Raw genomic sequence first — 14,407 nt, forward strand, 5'->3', positions numbered from 1 at the left:
CATGCCGCGCCGCGCCGCGCCCGCCCTGGATCCTGCCGCGATGCGTGCGCACGCCAGCGAGGCCGCACGCCTGCTGAAGGCGCTCGGCAACGAGAAGCGGCTGCTGCTGTTGTGTCTGCTGGTGGACAACGAACAATCGGTCGGTGAACTCAACGCACGCGTGGAGTTGAGCCAGTCGGCGCTATCGCAACATCTGGCGCTGCTGCGCGAGGATGGGCTGGTGCAGACCCGTCGCGACGGCCAGACCATCTATTATTCGCTGGTGCCCGGCCCGGTGCAGCGCATCCTCGAGGTGCTGCACGGCATCTACTGCAGCGCCGCGCCGCCCGCCGCCGCCAGGAGCGATCGATGAGCCAGCGTCCGCACGTCCATCCCTTCCACCATGCCGGTTCCGGCACCTGGAGCTATGTGGTCGAGGACGGCCAGGACGCCGCGGTGATCGACCCGGTGGTCGGCTACGACCCGCAAAGCGGCGCACTGGACGACGCACCGGCGCAGGCGCTGGCCGAGTGCCTGGGCGAACGTGGGCTGCACTTGCGCTGGATCCTGGAGACCCACGCCCACGCCGACCATGTCTCCGCGGCGCAATGGTTCAAGCAGCGCTGGCCGCAGGCGACGCTGGCGATCGGCGACGGCATCCGCGAGGTGCGCGCCCGCTTCGCGCCGCAGTTCGGCCTGGATGCGCAGGAGCGCTGCGGCTTCGATCACCTGTTCGCCGATGGCGAGCGCTTCGCGATCGGCGAACTGCAGGCGCAGGTGATCGCGGTACCCGGCCACACCGGCGACAGCGTCGCCTACCTGATCAGCGATGCGCTGTTCCCGGGCGATTCGCTGTTCATGCCCGACAGCGGCACCGCACGCTGCGATTTCCCCGGCGGCGACGCGGCCACGCTGTACCGTTCGATCCAGCGGTTGTACGCGCTGCCGGAGGCGACCCGCGTGTTCGTGTGCCACGACTACGGCGCAGGCGGCCGCGCGGTCGCCTGCCAGACCAGCATCGGCGAACAGCGCCGCGCCAACATCCACGTGCGCGACGGCATCGACGAAGCAGCCTTCGTCGCCTTGCGCCAGGCGCGCGATGCGACGCTGGCCGAGCCGCGGCTGATGCAGCCGTCGGTGCGCGCCAACATCCAGGCCGGCCGTACCGACGATCTGGCGCCGCCCACGCACTGAAGACGCTAGGATGCGGGCATGCAACGATCCCGCTTACTCGCCCTGCTCTGCCTGAGCCTTGTCTGCATGCAGACCCGGGCGCAGACCGCACCCGCGCCCGGCGACGCCGCAACGCATGCCGCCGGCGCCCTGCCCATCGCCCTCGACCCGACAGCGCTGGCCGCGGTTCCACGCGAGCGGATCGTCGCGCAGGCGCACGGCCAGCGCCTGGACTGCGAAGGCGTGGCGCTCGCCGCCCTGTTGCAGGCGCAACACGCGATGCCGACCGAGCCGCTGCGTGGCGCGCAGTTGCAACGCCGGATCGAGGTCGTCGCACGCGACGGCTACACCGCCGTGTTCGCCCTGGCCGAGCTGGACCCGACCCTGGGGGCGCGGCGCGTGCTGCTGGTCGACCGCTGCGGTGGCGAGCCACTCGCGGCCGACGCGGGGCCACTGCGCCTGATCGTGCCGCAGGACCAACGGCCGGCGCGATGGGTGCGCCAGGTTCGCGCGATCACCGTCATCACCCCCTGATCCTCTGGAGCCGCTCATGCCCCGTTTCCTGCGCCGCTTGTGCCTGTTCGTCCTCGCCGCCGCCATCGCGCTGCCATCGGCCGCCGCGCAAACCCCGCTGACCGTGTTCGCCGCCGCCAGCCTCAAGGAATCGCTGGACGAGGCCGCCAGCGCCTACCAGCGCGCGCGCGGCACCCCGGTACAGGTGTCCTATGCCGCCAGCTCCACGCTGGCCCGGCAGGTGGAACAGGGCGCGCCGGCGGACGTGTTCGTGTCCGCCGACCAGGAATGGATGGACTACCTGCAGCAGCGCAAGCTGATCGACCCGGCGCTGCGCCGCGACCTGCTCGGCAACACCCTGGTGCTGGTGGCGCCGGCCGCCAGCACGGCGCAGGTCGATCTGCGCAAGCCCGGCGCGCTGCTCGCCGCGCTCGGGGCGCAGGGGCGGCTGGCGGTCGGCCAGACCGCCAGCGTGCCCGCCGGCAAGTACGCGCGCGCCGCGCTGCAGGCGCTGGGCCAGTGGGACAGCGTGCAGCCGCGCCTGGCCGAGAGCGAGAGCGTGCGCAGCGCGCTGATGTTGGTGGCGCGCGGCGAGGCCCCGCTGGGCATCGTCTACGGCTCCGACGCCCAGGCCGAGCCGAAGGTGCGGGTGGTGGCGACCTTCCCCGCCGACAGCCATGCACCGATCGTGTATCCGGTGGCGCCGCTGCGGGCGAGTGCGCAGGCGCAGGCCGCCGCCGATTTCGTGCGCTGGCTGGGCACGCCACCGGCACAGGCGATCTTCCGTCGCCACGGATTCTCTCTCGCCCACTGAGGCCTGCCGTTGTTCGAGTTCACCGCGCAGGAACTGACCGCGATCGCGCTGAGCGTCAAGGTCGCGCTGGTCGCGGCGCTGGCCAGCCTGCCGTTCGCGGTGGCCTGCGGCTGGCTGCTGGCGCGGCGCCGCTTCTTCGGCAAATCGTTGCTGGACGCGCTACTGCACCTGCCGCTGGTGATGCCGCCGATCGTCACCGGCTATACGCTGCTGCAGCTGTTCGGCCTACAGGGTCCGATCGGCGGCTGGCTGTTCGAGCATCTCGGCGTGCAGTTCGCGTTCCGCTGGACCGGCGCGGCGCTGGCCAGCGCAGTGATGGGCTTTCCGCTGATGGTGCGGGCGATCCGCCTGGCCCTGGAAGCCACCGATCGCCGCCTGGAAGCGGCCGCCGCCACGCTCGGCGCCGGCCCAGGGCGGGTGTTCTTCACCATCACCCTGCCGCTGGCGTGGCCGGGCGTGGTCGCCGGCGGCGTGCTCGGCTTCGCCAAGGCGCTGGGCGAGTTCGGCGCCACCATCACCTTCGTCTCCAACATCCCGGGACAGACCCAGACCCTGGCCTCGGCGATCTACGGCCTGCTGCAGGTGCCCGGCGCCGAAGCCGGCATCTGGCGGCTGGCGGCGGTGGCGCTGGCGATCTCGCTGGGCGCCTTGCTGGCCTCCGAGTGGCTGGTCCGGCGCCAGCGTGGCGCCGAGGCGGACGCATGAGCCGCGCATGCGCCCGGAGCCGGCACCGATGCTGAGCATCGACCTGCACCTGCAGCGCGGCCGTTTCGCCCGCCACGTGCGCATCGAGGAACAGGCACGCGTGGTCGCCCTGGTCGGCCCGTCCGGCGCCGGCAAGACCAGCCTGCTCAACGCTATCGCCGGCGTGCTGACGCCGCGCAGCGGGCACATCGCCATCGATGGCCGCGTGCTGTACGACAGCGCCGCCGGCATCGACCTGCCGGCGCACCGCCGCGGCATCGGCTACGTGTTCCAGGACGCGCGGCTGTTCCCGCATATGGACGTGCGCCGCAACCTCGGCTACGGCCGCCACGGCCGCGGCCAGCCGGCACGCTTCGCACTGGACGCAGTGGTCGACCTGCTGGGCATCGGCGCCCTGCTCGGGCGGCGCCCCGACACGCTCTCCGGCGGCGAAGCGCAGCGCGTGGCGATCGGCCGCGCGTTACTGGCGCAGCCGTCGCTGCTGCTGTTCGACGAACCGCTGTCGGCGCTGGACGCCGATCGCCGCAGCGAACTCATTCCCTACCTGCAACGCGTGCGCGACGAAGTGCGCCTGCCGATGCTCTACGTCAGCCACCAGGCCGAGGAAGTGGCGCGCATCGCCGACGCGGTGCATCGGCTGGACTGACGCCGACACCGCGTTCACCGCCGCTGGCGAGACTGGGTTCTCCACCCGCCAGCACACTTCGCATGCGCCGCTACCGCAAGCTCGACTTCCCCACGCAGGAGGTCCGCCGCTTTCTCGAGCCGGGCCCGGTGGTGCTGGTCAGTTCGGCCTGGAAGCAGCAGCGCGACATCATGACCCTGGGCTGGCACATGGTGCTGGAGTTCTCGCCGTCGCTGCTTGCCTGCTGCATTTCCAGCGCCAACCACAGCTTCGACCTGATCCGGCGCAGCCGGCAATGCGTGATCAACCTGCCCACCGCCGATCTGGTCGACACCGTGGTCGGCATCGGCAATACCAGCGGCGCGGAGCTGGACAAGTTCGCGCACTTCGGCCTCACCGCGGTACCCGCCACCCACGTGGCCGCGCCGCTGATCGCCGAGTGCTACGCCAGCTTCGAATGCCGCCTGCACGATGGCAGCCAGATCGGCAAACACGGCCTGTTCGTGTGGGAGGTGGTCAAGGCGCACGTCGCCGCCTCGCCCAAGCGGCCGCGCACCCTGCACTACCGTGGCGACGGCCGCTTCATGCTGTCCGGCCCGGAGATCTCGCGGCGGCGCCTGTTCAAGCCGGAGATGCTGTAGCCCCGCGCGGATCGCGCCGCTGTCAGTGGAGCGGAGCGGAAGCGGACAATCCCTGTGCCGCCCCGCCCGAGCGAGGACCACGGGCATCCGGAAGACCGTCCTGGCCGGATGCCCCAGCCGCCGGCTCAGCGCACGCCGCTCACGCGTCCGGACTGCACGCTGACCTTGCCTTGCCGGACCTCGAAGGTGAACGCATAGGCCAGCGTCACCGGCACTTCCTGCACCGACTGCGCGTCGTCGCAGCGCCCGTCCTGCGCCGGCCGCTGCGCCGGATCGGCATAGGTACAGATCGCCGCCGGCACGAAGCGCCACTGCGCGACCGCGTCCTGTACCGCCTGCAGCAGATCGGCCATCTCCGGCTGCGCGCCCGCACTGCAGTCCGGGCGATCGTCCAGCAGCGCGCTGCGCTCCACCGCGCCTTGTGCGGACAGGATCACCCGCACACAGACCGTGGTCGGGGCCAGGCTGCGGCGCGGCGAATCGGCCGGCAACTGCGGGGTCGGTGCCTGCAGCGGTTGCGGCATGCGGAACACCTGCTGCGGCTGCATCTGATACGACTGCACCGCGGCCGCACCCGGCGCCGCGCCGAAGCCCGTTTCCAGCATGCGCTGATCCACCGAGTCGATCCGTTTGGTCTGCTGCGGGGCCTCCCGTGGCACCTGACTCGCGCAGCCGGTCAAACCGAGTGCGAGCAGCATGCCGGTTCGCCAGTGCGCCTTCATCGCACGGTCCGCACCATGCCGCACAGCGGCGCGGCACCGCCCGTGCCGGGGAACACCTTGTCGCACAGGCTCGCCACCGCATCGCCGGCACCTTCGCCCAGGCGGTACCAGCGGTAATCGGCGGCCTCGGCGACGCCCGCCGGCGCCTCCACCGGATCCATCTCCACGTCGAACGCCACCGGGATCTTCATGCGGCTGGGCACGGGGCTGCCGTGTTCGGTCGCCGGAGAGAACCGCCACTTCCAGGCGGCGGACACCGCCGCCGCATCCAATGCCGCACTGCCGCTGCCATGATCGAGCACGCGCACACCGCTGGGCGTCCCGTGCGCGTCGAGGTCGACCAGCAGCATCACCTTCCCGGAGACGCCGGCACGCACGGCGGCTTCGGGATACTTCGGCGGGGTCATGTCGATCACCTTGGCGGGCCGCGTGGTCGCCCGCGCTTTGGCAGATCCGCGCTGCGGCACGGATGCCTGTGCGCTGTCCATCTCGCTGGCAACCAACTCGCGCGCCATCCCGCCGGCCGGCGCAGCGCTAGGCAGCGCCAACACCACGGCACTCCCGCTCAACGCAGCCAGCGTCACCACCGCGATGCCGGCACGACGCCGCCAGCCGCGCACCGCCGGACGCCGCAGCAGGGCAATGCGCTGGCACAACACGCTACCCGCCTGCCAATGGCAGCCCACCGGCAAGGCCAGCGCATCCAGTTGCGTCTGCAGCATCGCCTCGGCGTAGTGGCGGCGCGTGCCGGGATGGCGTGCCAGTACCGCCGCATCGCAGGCCAGTTCCTGATCCAGGCGGAAGCGCGTGGCCGCCCAGTGCAGCAGTGGATTGAACCAGTACACGCAGCGCAGCGCGGCGAGCAACAGATTGCAGCGGGTATCGCCGCGGGCGATGTGCATGCGCTCGTGCGCCAGCACCAGCTGCGCCTGCGGCTGCGGATAGCGCGCGGCGAAGTCCATCGGCACCACCACCTGCGGCCGCCACGCGCCCAGCACCAGCGGCCCGTGCGACGCATGCTCGGCGACCAGCACGCCCTCCTCGCCCGGCCTCAAGCGACCCAGGCTGCGCCGATAGCGGCGCTGTTGCCGCCACAGCACGGCCGCCGAGGCCAACGCACCTGCCAGCCACACCGCCAGCAACCACACCGTGGCGTGACCGTTCGCCGGCACGCCGCCGCCTGCGGACATCTGCGCCTGTGGCGCACCGACCAGCACCGCCGGCATGTCCAGCACCAACTCCGCCGGCAACGATGGACGCCAGCCACTCGGCAACAGCGCCACCAGCAGCGCCAGCGGCACCGCCGTCCATAGCGCGTAGGCGATGCTGGCGCCGAACGCGCGCCGCATCGGCACGCGCAACGCCAACACAGCCGCGATGGCCACGCTGACGACCAGCGCGGTGCTACCGAGGTCCCTCACGATCCCGTCAATGCTCATCGTCCAGCTCCTGGATCAGTCGTTTGAGTTCGGCGATATCGGCGTCGCTGAGCTTGCCGCGCTCGCTGAAGTGCGCCACCAGCGGCGCGATACGGCCGCCGAACAGGCGGTCGAGCAGGCCTTCGCTCTGCTGCTGCACCCACTGCGCGCGCAGCAGCAGGGGCGTGTACAGATAGCGGCGGCCTTGTTTGTCGGCGCGGATCGCGCCCTTGTTGAGCAAGCGGTTGAGCAGGGTCTTGACCGTGGGTTCGGCCCAGCCGCCATGGCCGGACAAGGCGGCGAACACCTCCTCGGCGCTGAGCGGGTGGCGCTCCCACAGCACCTCCATGACCACGGCTTCCGCATCGCTGATCGACATCCGTTTACACCCGTAAATTTTCATCGATTACACGAGTAAACAAAACCGCTGTCAAGCGCTTTTTCCAATCCCGGCGCCGCCGCCGCGACGAGTACCGCGGCGCCCGGACACTGCGGCGACAACGAGCACGCCGACGCGTCACCGGCGCCCGGCGGCTACAAGCACTCATCGGAAGCCGTCCCGCCTGCACCGACGTACCCGCGCCATGTCCGAAAGCACTGCAATCGGCGGCACACCCTCTAAGCTATGCCGATGACCGATCATCTCGACGACCTCGACGCCGCTGCCGACCTGATCCTGCAGCGCATCGCCGGCCCGCTGCGCGTGGGCGCACCGCTGGGCCTGGGCAAACCGCACCGCCTGCTCAACGTGCTGTACGACCGGGTCGAACACGATCCGACGCGGCCGCTGCAGATCTACACCGCGCTGTCGCTGCATCCGCCAGCGCCCGGCGGCGGGTTGCAGGGGCGTTTCGCGCGGCCGTTCGTGCAACGCCATTTCGGCGACGACTTCCCGCGCCTGCGCTACGTGCAGGCGATGCAGCGCGATGCGCTGCCGGCGCACATCCAGGTCGAAGAGTTCTACATGCAGTCCGGCGCGCTGCTGCGTTCGACCCAGGCGCAGCGCAGCTACACCAGCCTCAACTACACCCATGCCGCCGACGCGGTGGCGCAGCGCGCGCCGAACCTGATCGTGCAGAAGGTGGCGCGCGAGCCCGACGGCACCCGGCTGTCGTTCTCGTGCAACAACGACATCACCCAGGACACCCTGGCCGCGGTGCAACGGCGCGGCCTGCCGCGGCCACTGCTGGTGGCCGAGGTCGATCCGCAGCTGCCGTGGATCGGCGGTTGCGCGGCAGTGGAGCCGAGCTTCTTCGACGTGGTGGTGACCCCGCCGGGGCCGTATCCGCGCCTGTTCGGGCTGCCGCGGCAGCCGGTCGCCGATGCCGATTACGCCATCGGCCTGTACGCCAGCACCCTGGTGCGCGACGGCGGCACGCTGCAGATCGGCATCGGCACCCTGGCCGATGCGCTGTGCCACGCGCTGGTGCTGCGGCATACCGACAACGCGCGCTACCGGCAGGTGCTGGCGGCGCTGGATCCGGGCCTGGAGCGGCATCCGGCGGTGCGCGAATGCGGTGGTCTGGATCCGTTCGCGGTCGGCCTGTTCGGCTGCAGCGAGATGCTCAACGAGGGCTTCCGGCAACTGGTCCAGTGCGGAGTGATCCGGCGCAAGGTACTCGACGACGCGCCGCTGCTGCAGCGCGTGGCCGACGGCAGCGCCGACGCGCAGGACCTGCAGCGCCTGGAGCGCGAGGGCGAATACCTGCAGGGCGCGTTCTACCTGGGCTCGCCGGAGTTCTACGCCTGGCTGCGCGACATGGATCCGCAGACGCGCGCGGCGATCGGCATGCGCCGCATCAGCGAGATCAACCAGCTCTACGGCGGCGAGACGCTGCGCCGGCTGCAACGGCGCGAGGCGCGCTTCTTCAACTCCTGCATGATGGCCACCGCGCTCGGCGCGGCGGTGTCCGATGCGCTGGACGACGGCCGCGTGGTGTCCGGCGTCGGCGGCCAGTACAACTTCGTGTCCATGGCGCACGCGCTGGACGACGCGCGCAGCGTGCTGATGTTCCGCGCCGTGCGCAGCGATGCCGGCGCAGCGCAGTCCAACGTGCGCTGGAACTACGGCCACACCACCATTCCGCGGCACCTGCGCGACCTCTACGTCAACGAATACGGCATCGCCGATCTGCGCGGCCTGACCGACGAGGATTGCATCGCCGCCATGACCGGAATCGCCGACATGCAGGCCCAGCCCGCATTGCTGGAGACGGCGAAGGCCAACGGCAAGCTGGCCGCCGAGTTCGCGGCGCCCGCGCACTGGCAACGCAACCACGCTGCGCGGGTACGCGACGCGCTGGCGCCGTTCCGCCGCGACGGCACCCTGCCCGACTACCCGCTGGGCAGCGATTTCACCGAAGTCGAGCAGCGCCTGCTGCGCGCCCTGTCCTGGCTGCAGCAACACACCGCCACTACCGGCGCCAAGCTGAAGACGGTGGCCAGCGCGGTGCTGGCGCGCCCCATGGCGGATGCCGCCTGCATGCAGCGCATGGGGCTGGATGCACCGCGCAGCATCGGCGAGCGCCTGGAAGCGACATTGCTGGCGTTCGCCCTGCAGCGCACGCGCACGCCGCAGTGACGCGCGAACGCGCCTGACGCGCCAATGCGCAGGCGCGGGTCGATCGCGGCCGACGGCGCGAGAGGGTGATCGCAGTCGCGCGCGCGACGCATCGCACGGTTTGCCGCACATCGGCAGCGATGACACGATTCGGCAACATGCCGGCAGGACGCGCGTCAACTCCGCTCGGGATGCTGTCCGGATATCGTTACCAAACGGATCCGCGATGCCTTCCAAGCGTTCTGTCCCGATGTCGTCGAAGTCCCGTCGCGAGTCGGTTGCGCTGCGCGCCCTGTTGGTGGTGTTGGCGCTGTTGCCGTTGGCGCTGCACGCCGAGCCCAAACTCAACGACCTGCAATACATCGGCAGCCACAACAGCTACCACGCCGGTTTCGCGCCCAGCGAAGCGGCGCTGTGGAAGCGGCTGGACCCGGCGACGTTCGCAGTGCTGGATTACCGGCATCCGCCGTTGACGCAGCAACTGGACGACGGCGTGCGCCAGATCGAACTGGACATCTACGCCGACGCCAAGGGCGGACGCTACGCACACCCGGCGATGATCGACCAGCTCGCCAAGGCCGGACTGCCGCCGCCGCCGCCGATCGCCGCGCCGGGGGTGATGCAGCGACCGGGCTTCAAGGTCATGCACATCCAGGACCTCGACCAGCGCAGCACCTGCCAGCCGCTGCTGGCCTGCCTGCGCGAAGTGCGGGCGTGGTCGAAAGAGCACCCCGGGCATCTGCCGATCTTCATTCTGCTGGAAACCAAGCAATCGACGCTGCCGGCAGCGTTTCCCACGGTGCAGCCGGAGCCGTTCGACGGCAAGGCGTTGGATGCGCTGGACGCCGAGCTGCGCTCGGTGTTCGCCGCGAACGCGTACATCAGCCCTGACCTGGTGCGCGGCAACGCCGCCACGCTCAACGCCGCCGTGCTCGCGCATGGCTGGCCGACGCTGGCGGCGGCGCGCGGCAAGGTGGTGTTCCTGCTCGACCAGCGTGCCGTCGGCCCGGCCTACCTCGCCGGCCATCCGTCCTTGCGCGGCCGCGTGTGCTTCACCAACGCCGATCCCGGCACCGACGATGCCGCCTTCGTCGAGCGCAACGACGGCAGCGCCGATGAGATCGCGCAGTTGGTGAAGGCCGGCTACCTGGTGCGCACGCGTACCGATGCCGACCTCAAGGAAGCCGCGCACGCCGACACGAAACGGCGCGACGCCATGCTGGCCAGCGGCGCGCAGTTGCTCAGCACCGACTTTCCCGACCACGAGCCGGCCGCCTCCGGCTACGTGGTGCGCTTTCCCGGCGACGCCGTCGCCCGCTGCAATCCGCAGCGTCCACAATCCGACTGCCACGGCGTCGACCTGCGCCACTGATCGCCCGCGGCCGCGCTGCGTCGCGGCCACGCCCCACACGCATGCAATGGAAGGCCTGGGCGATCCGCGCGCCGGCATCGGCGTGTCCGGACCTCGGATCGCAACCGCTGTTTCCCCCAACGAGTCGCCCCCATGTCCCCGTTCCATCGCCCCCGTCCCCTGTGCTGTGCCATCGCCCTCGCGCTTGCGCTCTCGCCCGCCGCCCACGCCAGCGACGCCGCTGACGTCCCTGACGCCAGCGCGCGCACCACCACCCTGGATTCGGTCAACGTGCAGGCCGCGCAGGCCACCGTGCCGGGTTCGCTGGACGAACAGCGCCTGTCCAACGGCGTCAACAGCGTGATGAGCAAGCAGCAGATCGATGCGATTCCCTCCGCCGGCATCGCCGACGTGGTCGCGCACCTGCCCGGGCTGTCGGCCTACAGCGACATGCACCTGGGCCAGGCCACCACCGGCGAGAACGCCTACGTCAGCATCCGCGGCCTGGATGCCAGCTACAACAGCTACCGCCTCAACGGCTTCGGCATGCCCGAGACCGACTCGTCCACGCGCGCGATCTCGCTGAACATGCTGGCGCCGTTCGGCATCCAGTCGGTGAAGGTCTCCAAGTCGCCGACCCCGGACCTGCCGGGCGACGCGATCGGCGGCGCGATCGACATGCGCACGCCCAGCGCGTTCGACTTCGATGGCGATTTCTACGGCAAGACCACCGCGCAAGGCCAGTTCAACGCGCTCGCCTCCGACCTCGGCGGCAAGCACACCGGCGGCACGGTGCAACAGGAGCTGGCCTGGAAGTTCGGCGACGACCACGCGTTCGGCGTCTATGCCTCGGCGTACTACGGCAAGAACAACAACATGGCGCAGGCGCCTGCGCCCAACAGCGCGTACTTCCCGGCGGATCCGGCGCAGGCCAAGGCCGTCGACCTGCGCGACGTCGGCCCGCTGCTCAGCGCCCGCTACAAGTACAGCGTCTACACCAGCCAGATCGAGCGCTACGGCGGCAATCTCGCCTTCGACTGGCAAGGCGACCATAGTTCCTTCTTCGCCCGCGCCATCTACGGCAGCTACAACGTCACCGGCCAGCAGGATCAGTCCAGCGCACGCCTGGAAACCGTCAACAACCAGCCGACCGCGGTGCGCGGCGGCTACTTCAACACCCACGACATCAAGGAAACCCTGGCCACGCTGCAACTGGGTGGGCAGACCACGCTGGACCGCCTGCGCTTCGATTACGGCAGCTCGTTCGGGCGCGGCACGCGCAGCCGCCCGGACTACGTCGCGGCGAGCCTGTACGGCTTCACCCCGGGCAGTTTCGCGTTCGATCTCAGCGACCCGACCTACCCGAGCATCGGCCCGAGCTCGCCGGCCCTGAAGAACTTCTTCTACAGCCTGGATTCGGCGCTGTTCTGGAAGACCCAGGGCCACGATGCCGGCAGCCACGACAACCGCGCCAACGCGCATGCCGACATCAGCTACCGCGTGGACGGCGACATCCTCGACGAGGTCAAGACCGGCCTGTCGCTCGACCACGCCGATCGCGGTTCCTACGATCACCCGTTCTTCCACAAGGACGGCAACTTCATCTACAACGGCCCCTACTTCGGCGGCAGCAACTACGTGTTCCCCAACGCCGGCGGCCCGCCGCTGAGCGCCCTCCCCGGCCGCCTCACCTACGCGGCGTTCGATGGCCACTATGCCGGCCCATTCAAGATCCTGGACCGCGACTGGGTGCGTGCGCAGGCGGTGCCGTACAAGTACGTCAACGATCCCAATGGGGCCGGCATCTATACCGCCAACGACTACAACGCCAACACCACCTCCAGCACCGAGGCGATCTACGCCGGCTACGCGATGGCCACGCTGCATGTCGGTGCGGTGACCATCCTGCCCGGCGTGCGCTACGAACTGACTCGCTACTCCGCCGACGCCTGGCAGTCGAACGGCGACGGCATCAATGGCCGCTTCGTCGGCAGCGGCCGCAGCTACGGCGAGGTGTTGCCGGGCATCAGCCTCAACTACCGTCCTGACGACCTGACCGTCTACCGCGCCTCGTTGCGACGCAGCTTCAGCCGCCCGGCGTTCGGGCTGATTTCCGGCGAGACCGTGTACACGGTCGACCCCACCCAGAAGGTCATCGGCATCTCCAAACCCAATCCCGACCTGCAGCCGAGCAAGGCCGACAACGCCGATCTGTCCGCGGAGTTCTACGACCGCAACGGCGGCGTGCTCAGCGCCTCGACCTACTACAAGCGCATCAGCGGCTTCATCTACACCTCGCAGTCGGCGACCAGCAACGACAACACGCTCGGCGGCCTGGTCCCGACCGGCACCACCTTCGAGGACGGCGTGCCGGTGACCATGCCGCAGAACGGCGGCACCGCCAAGCTGTACGGCGTGGAGCTGGCCGGCAGCAAGCGCCTGCAGGACCTGCCCGGGGTCTGGGGCAATTTCGGCATCGCCGCCAACCTGACCCTGCAGCACAGTTCCGCCGACAGCAAGCGCGCCGATCAGCCCGGCAAGACCTGGCTGCCGCGTGCGCCCGAGCGCATCTACAACCTCGACCTGTTCTACGACGACAGCCACCTGCGCGCCGACCTCAGCTACAACTACACTGGCTTGCAACTGCTCGGCCTGACCAGCGACCGGCTCAACTACTACCTGCAACCGGTCAAGTCGCTGGACTTCACCGCCACCTACCACCTGCCGCACGGCATCGACGTCGGCATCGCCGCCAAGAACCTGCTCAACTCGGCCACGTTCTACGAGACCCAGGGCAAGTCCACGCGCTACATGGCCTACGACCCGGGCGCCGATGGCGCCTACGTGGAAACCGGGCGCGTGTACATGCTTACGCTGAGCTATACCTACTGACGCTGCCCCTGCCTCCGGCGCGCCGCGCCGGAGGCCTTGTGGCGTATCGGCAGCCTTGGACGCGCCGGGCTGTGCGCACGCCTGGAATAGCGGTTGGTCCCGAGGGCCGCGTGAGCGGCGCCTCGCATCCCTGGGCGCATACGCCGCCATTGCCACCTGCGCGCCACCAGGACCGCGCGACGCCTGCCACGCAACGGTTTCCACCCTGCAGGGGCAGATCCCGGCGGGGGATGTCATTCGCGTGTAAAATTGCGGGTTTTTGACCACTCACATGGCGAAAGCCCCTCCACGGGCGCCCGTCCCGGGCCCGGCCTTCATTCGCCTGCTGGCGCGCCTGAGCGATGCGCCGATGCCCGCGTCCAGCCCCGCGCTGGCCGACAGGCTCGGCCAATGGATCGACTGGAACCGCGCGGTGGCGGTGTCGCGGGCGCTGGACGGCAAACTGCCCGAGCCTGCCGAGGACGCGCCCGAGGTGCCGGAACCGTCGGCGCTGGAGGCCGAATGCGGCCGCGTGCGCGCCGCGCTGGAAGAGAGCATCGCGCTGGATATCGCCAAGGAGACCGGCAAGCCCGTGGGCAAGCGCCAGCACGACCCCGACGCACCGATCGAGTACGCGCCGTTCCGCCAGCGCTACCTGTCACTGCAGCGCGCGATGCTCACCGCCACCGGGCGCCTGCGCGGCCTGCTGCGCGACGCCCTGGTCCCGCTCTCGCCGGACATGGCGCGGCTGGCCGAGGTCGACGCGGTGATGGAACTGACCCTCAGCCCGCGCGAGCAAAGCTTGCTGGCCACGGTGCCCAACCTGCTCGAAGCGCATTTCCAGCGCCTGCGCGCCGCTGCGGCGGCGCCCGCCCCCGACCCCTCCCTCACCGACGTCTCCCCGGCGCCGTCCGATACGGCCTGGCTGGACCTGTTCCGCCAGGACCTGCACAGCGTCCTGCGCGCCGAACTGGACGTCCGCTTCCATCCCATCGAAGCGCTGCTCGCCGCGCTTCGCAGCCGTTGATCCGACCC

General features: G+C 70.2%; 14 protein-coding genes. 11 read left to right on the forward strand and 3 right to left on the reverse strand.

Going from position 1 to position 14,407, the window contains the following annotated elements; translation table 11 throughout:
- Position 1: 1 nt before the first annotated feature.
- From FHR66_RS18500 to FHR66_RS18530, 7 genes are all read left to right on the forward strand, one after another.
- The gene (locus tag FHR66_RS18500) at positions 2-352 is read left to right on the forward strand and encodes an ArsR/SmtB family transcription factor (protein WP_160965434.1); all 351 of its coding nucleotides are present in this window, start codon (positions 2-4) and stop codon (positions 350-352) included.
- Positions 349-1,173, forward strand: a complete 825-nt coding sequence (locus FHR66_RS18505; protein WP_160965432.1) for an MBL fold metallo-hydrolase — start codon at positions 349-351, stop codon at positions 1,171-1,173. The genes FHR66_RS18500 and FHR66_RS18505 overlap by 4 nt, the downstream gene beginning before the upstream one ends.
- A gap of 18 nt (positions 1,174-1,191) precedes the next feature.
- Entirely contained in the window at positions 1,192-1,686 is a 495-nt protein-coding gene (locus FHR66_RS18510) for a molybdopterin-binding protein (protein WP_160965430.1), read from the forward strand.
- Between the two features lie 16 nt (positions 1,687-1,702).
- Positions 1,703-2,479, forward strand: coding sequence for a molybdate ABC transporter substrate-binding protein (gene modA, locus FHR66_RS18515; protein WP_160965428.1), 777 nt, complete (start codon positions 1,703-1,705; stop codon positions 2,477-2,479).
- A 9-nt stretch (positions 2,480-2,488) separates the two neighbouring features.
- Positions 2,489-3,184: a molybdate ABC transporter permease subunit gene (gene modB, locus FHR66_RS18520; protein WP_160965426.1), complete on the forward strand. Its 696-nt coding sequence runs from the start codon at positions 2,489-2,491 to the stop codon at positions 3,182-3,184.
- Between the two features lie 28 nt (positions 3,185-3,212).
- Positions 3,213-3,830 carry a molybdenum ABC transporter ATP-binding protein gene (locus FHR66_RS18525; RefSeq protein ID WP_160965468.1) on the forward strand — a complete coding sequence of 206 codons (618 nt, stop codon included), beginning with the start codon at positions 3,213-3,215 and terminating at the stop codon, positions 3,828-3,830.
- 62 nt (positions 3,831-3,892) lie between these two features.
- Positions 3,893-4,450: a flavin reductase family protein gene (locus tag FHR66_RS18530; protein ID WP_160965424.1), complete on the forward strand. Its 558-nt coding sequence runs from the start codon at positions 3,893-3,895 to the stop codon at positions 4,448-4,450.
- A gap of 125 nt (positions 4,451-4,575) precedes the next feature.
- Here FHR66_RS18530 and FHR66_RS18535 read toward each other — a convergent pair whose 3' ends face one another.
- Genes FHR66_RS18535 through FHR66_RS18545 form a run of 3 tightly spaced genes read right to left on the reverse strand, consistent with a single transcriptional unit; the run spans position 4,576 to position 6,969 of the window.
- Complete coding sequence (locus FHR66_RS18535) at positions 4,576-5,172, reverse strand: hypothetical protein (RefSeq protein WP_160965422.1); 597 nt, start codon at positions 5,170-5,172, stop codon at positions 4,576-4,578.
- On the reverse strand, positions 5,169-6,611 hold the full coding sequence (locus FHR66_RS18540; protein WP_160965420.1) for a TonB family protein: 1,443 nt from the start codon (positions 6,609-6,611) through the stop codon (positions 5,169-5,171). The genes FHR66_RS18535 and FHR66_RS18540 overlap by 4 nt, the downstream gene beginning before the upstream one ends.
- Positions 6,601-6,969 (reverse strand): BlaI/MecI/CopY family transcriptional regulator, encoded by a 369-nt coding sequence (locus tag FHR66_RS18545; RefSeq protein WP_160965418.1) that lies wholly within the window; start codon positions 6,967-6,969, stop codon positions 6,601-6,603. Before FHR66_RS18545 ends, FHR66_RS18540 begins: the two co-directional genes overlap by 11 nt.
- 246 nt (positions 6,970-7,215) lie before the next feature.
- Here FHR66_RS18545 and FHR66_RS18550 point away from each other — a divergent pair, with 246 nt between their 5' ends.
- The 4 genes from FHR66_RS18550 to FHR66_RS18565 all read left to right on the forward strand — a co-directional run bounded on the left by FHR66_RS18550 (position 7,216) and on the right by FHR66_RS18565 (position 14,399).
- Positions 7,216-9,171: an acetyl-CoA hydrolase/transferase C-terminal domain-containing protein gene (locus FHR66_RS18550; protein ID WP_160965416.1), complete on the forward strand. Its 1,956-nt coding sequence runs from the start codon at positions 7,216-7,218 to the stop codon at positions 9,169-9,171.
- Between the two features lie 229 nt (positions 9,172-9,400).
- Positions 9,401-10,522, forward strand: coding sequence for a phosphatidylinositol-specific phospholipase C1-like protein (locus FHR66_RS18555; RefSeq protein ID WP_160965414.1), 1,122 nt, complete (start codon positions 9,401-9,403; stop codon positions 10,520-10,522).
- A gap of 132 nt (positions 10,523-10,654) precedes the next feature.
- Positions 10,655-13,393, forward strand: a complete 2,739-nt coding sequence (locus FHR66_RS18560; RefSeq protein ID WP_160965412.1) for a TonB-dependent receptor — start codon at positions 10,655-10,657, stop codon at positions 13,391-13,393.
- Between the two features lie 271 nt (positions 13,394-13,664).
- On the forward strand, positions 13,665-14,399 hold the full coding sequence (locus FHR66_RS18565) for a DUF3348 domain-containing protein (protein ID WP_160965410.1): 735 nt from the start codon (positions 13,665-13,667) through the stop codon (positions 14,397-14,399).
- The last annotated feature ends 8 nt before the right edge of the window (positions 14,400-14,407 follow it).

The organism is Xanthomonas sp. F4, assembly GCF_011761895.1.